Here is a 3716-nt window from a genome sequence, read left to right on the forward strand (position 1 = left end):
CTAAATTGGATTACCCTCTTTGTCCTCACCAATTTCTACTAATCGCACCATTATGGAATTGAAACTTGCTCAATAAGGGTATCAAGTTGTTTAAGTAATTTGCTACTAATCGCACCATTATGGAATTGAAACGCCCTCGAACCTGCAGCCAGTACATTGACTACTCGAGCTACTAATCGCACCATTATGGAATTGAAACCTCTATCAAAAAATCGCAAGCATCGCAGACACGCAAACTACTAATCGCACCATTATGGAATTGAAACAAACGCCAGTTTGCTGGAGTCCAGCAAACAACGGACACTACTAATCGCACCATTATGGAATTGAAACAACGGATGGGGCTGTCGCTGTACTGTACACTCGATTCTACTAATCGCACCATTATGGAATTGAAACCATTTCGAGCTGTGCGCTCGAGCTCTTTTAGCTCCTCTACTAATCGCACCATTATGGAATTGAAACTTGAAATGTCGTTTACACAGAGTGTTTCAGTAAGACTACTAATCGCACCATTATGGAATTGAAACATATCCACTCCACTCTTCACGCTGAGTCTCTGCGTGCTACTAATCGCACCATTATGGAATTGAAACTGGGGAGTTATCTCACCCAGCCACTTCTTGGTGGCTGGCTACTAATCGCACCATTATGGAATTGAAACCTTTAACTTGATATATTATATGGCAGGTGACACTGTCTACTAATCGCACCATTATGGAATTGAAACACCCTTAAACGCATAGCCGCGCTTCCTTTTAAGGCGCTACTAATCGCACCATTATGGAATTGAAACTTTGCTATAGCTTTGCTATTTTCTTCCGCTAAATTCTCCTACTAATCGCACCATTATGGAATTGAAACTTGAGGAATTGAAACAAAAGCACAAAGACAACAACTACTAATCGCACCATTATGGAATTGAAACTATAATATATCAAGTGATAAAGGCAGAACGTTTCCGCCTACTAATCGCACCATTATGGAATTGAAACGTTGCTGGGTCTAAGGTTTTTATTCCGAAGTCCGCTCTACTAATCGCACCATTATGGAATTGAAACGAAGAGGCGACACAGACACCTGTATTTGTCCAGCTCTACTAATCGCACCATTATGGAATTGAAACAATACAAAGTCAATCACCTTTCGGTTGGCTTTGTCTACTACTAATCGCACCATTATGGAATTGAAACTTCCCCCTCATTGAAGAGGCGGTAAAAACAGAGATACTACTAATCGCACCATTATGGAATTAAATAAAATAGGATTAGAGTCTTATTTTGTAAAAGAGATTCGCTCAGGAAAAAACTTTCTTCTTACTTTTGCATCGGGAAGAAAAAATCGGGATATGGCACAGTTGGTAGCGCGCCACGTTCGGGACGTGGAGGTCGGAAGTTCGAGTCTTCTTATCCCGACTTTTCTTTCAACTCTCTCCCTTCTATAGGGCATGCTCTACCTATCAAAACAGAATTTAGTTTTCTACATTTAGTATTACTACAGCTATTGAAAAGGATTAAGGAAATAAATCCTCTCTTTTCATTTCAGGAAATGAGAATAGACAAACACCTATAAAAGAGGGATATAACACATTAAACTCTTGAAAAGAAAAATATTTTCTCTTTCTTTTTGATTATAGCTATTGTAAAATCCATTTTTTATTGTAACTTTGCAATCGGTTTTAACGAGCTCTGCTTCTTTTTGAGGGAAGAACAGATGTGTTTATAGGTTTAAAACTAATGGTGCCATAGCTCAGTTGGTAGAGCAAAGGACTGAAAATCCTTGTGTCCCCGGTTCGATTCCTGGTGGCACCACTTTGAAGAAAAGCAAAACGATGTAAACTCTTGATTTCTAAACGAAATCGGGAGTTTTTATTTTTCCCACTTACGCAAAATATAGCAGAATATTACCGATTTTGGAGGAGCAAAAACAGCAGAATGAAATCTCCACCGAAAAAGTTTCTTTACCACTGATATGCAGTGATTTGCGTGTCGATAACTCGTGAGTGATTTCCGAATTTTGTATCAACTAAAAACGTATCGAAATGAGAAGGATTTCATTCAATGTGCTCTTCTTTATCAAGAAGACAAAACTGCTCAAAAACGGAGAAGCCTCGGTTTGCATGAGAATTACCGTTAATGGACAACGTGTCGAAACTAATATCCGAAAAAGTGTCGATCCGAGTTCTTGGAACCAAGCCAAAGAGTGTGTACGTGGTAAAAGTCGTAAAGCCAACGAACTGAATAGCTACTTAGTCGTCCCTTAAAAAGCATTGATAAGAGGGAATCATCCATCCATGGCTTCTCGATTATTATTTTGAGCAGGTGTAAAAGAGCTTTCATGGCTCTTTTGAAGTTATAAGCCACCGCTACCAGCAGGATGTTTATAGCATCCCCTATCAATCCCTTGTAAAAGTTGCGACCTAAGCGATAATCTGATTTCAAGTGTCCAATGGTGGGTTCTATGCCTGCTCGCTTGCAGAATAGGTTGTGTTTCTTGCACTTCTGATACCTGCTATCTGAGGGTTGGGGGGTATCTGGAATTAAAATCCGAGTGCCGTTAATCTCTTTCTTGCCACGATAACCTCTGTCGCCCACAAGTATTTTGATCTTTCTTCCTGTAAGACGTTCCACTTGTGCTAACGAGGTTTCTATGAAGTGACCATCATATTCATTACGAAAAGATTGGGCACCAAGAATAAGCCCCGTAGCCGAGCGGATGATGGACACCTTATTGCCAAATTCGTACTTCTTGTACTCTTTTCCCTTGCTAATACATTGCACCTCGGGTTCATGAATAGAATAAATCTTTTTCCGGCTGTTACGTCTTTGTGAAAGAATGGCTTCAAATCTCTCAATTAATCCAGTGTAGCGAGAATCCGCTCCAAGATTACGCTTCAGTTCTCGAACTAATCTCCCCGCTATGGTCCGCAATTTCTTGTCTGCTTTCAGTGCCTTCTTGCGGTTTTTGGGATGATTTCGGAAACGCTGGTCTCGATAAATGCGCTTCAAAACAAAGGTATTCAGAAGAGGCGCAGGGGCACAGGAGGTAAACTCTTGCATAGCAAAAAGGTACTGATAATAAGCATTTTCACTCCATTGTTCTACAATGAATTCATCTGAGAGATTGCCAAGATGCTTGAGGTTCAACAAGCCACACATCAGACGAATCGGCTTACCAGGCGACCATTGTTCTGAGAATACAAAGGTTCAAAAGCCGTATCGAATTTTGCCCAATCTATTTTGTCGGCTAATTTATAGAGTGGGTGCGATGAATTCAACAGGTCTGATAAGCTGCTGAATAATGAAGGACTAGGATGAAGCTTTTTAATCATGAAAATCTGCAAGTTTCTCACTGTAAAAATAAGAAAGCTTGCAGATTTACCAAAAGGCTTTTCAACATAATATATTGAATATCAGTGATTAGATGTTTTTAAGGGACGACTCCTTAGGACGAGATACCCCTGAATATAACAGACTGTTGATAGAGTTAGGGGGGGGCTACATTAGCTCGCCCAATGCTTATGAGGGAGAAAGTTTTATGGAAGGGGTCCAGTCGGGAGATTGCACCCCTTTGTGCTTGAAATGTTAGAATTATTTTTGCAAAAAGAAAAATCAATAGAAAATATGAAAAAGATTGTTGTACTACTTTTAGGATTGTTCGGTTGGATGCAGGTAGCCTCTGCACAACTCTTTGATAAAGACACTATGGAGGAGGTA

2 tRNA genes, 2 pseudogenes and 1 CRISPR repeat array are annotated in these 3716 nt (G+C 40.0%); of the genes and pseudogenes, 3 read left to right on the plus strand and 1 reads right to left on the minus strand.

The annotated features are described in order from the left end of the window. Positions 1 to 35: 35 nt before the first annotated feature. Positions 36 to 1259: a CRISPR direct-repeat array (repeat unit 30 nt; unit sequence CTACTAATCGCACCATTATGGAATTGAAAC). An 83-nt stretch (positions 1260 to 1342) separates the two neighbouring features. The 3 genes and pseudogenes from JCM15907_RS09660 to JCM15907_RS12755 form a co-directional block, all read left to right on the plus strand. After that, positions 1343 to 1415: transfer RNA gene (locus JCM15907_RS09660), tRNA-Pro, on the plus strand. A gap of 323 nt (positions 1416 to 1738) precedes the next feature. After that, positions 1739 to 1811 (plus strand) — tRNA-Phe (locus JCM15907_RS09665). Positions 1812 to 2041: 230 nt separating this feature from the next. After that, a pseudogene (locus tag JCM15907_RS12755) lies at positions 2042 to 2251 on the plus strand (Arm DNA-binding domain-containing protein); the annotation flags it as partial. On the opposite strand, the pseudogene JCM15907_RS11820 reads toward JCM15907_RS12755, so the two are convergent. Next, positions 2154 to 3331 (minus strand): annotated as a pseudogene (locus tag JCM15907_RS11820) (transposase). The pseudogenes JCM15907_RS12755 and JCM15907_RS11820 overlap by 98 nt on opposite strands. Positions 3332 to 3716 lie beyond the last annotated feature (385 nt).

Source organism: Porphyromonas gingivicanis JCM 15907 (assembly GCF_000614585.1).
In the GTDB taxonomy this organism is placed as follows: domain Bacteria; phylum Bacteroidota; class Bacteroidia; order Bacteroidales; family Porphyromonadaceae; genus Porphyromonas; species Porphyromonas gingivicanis.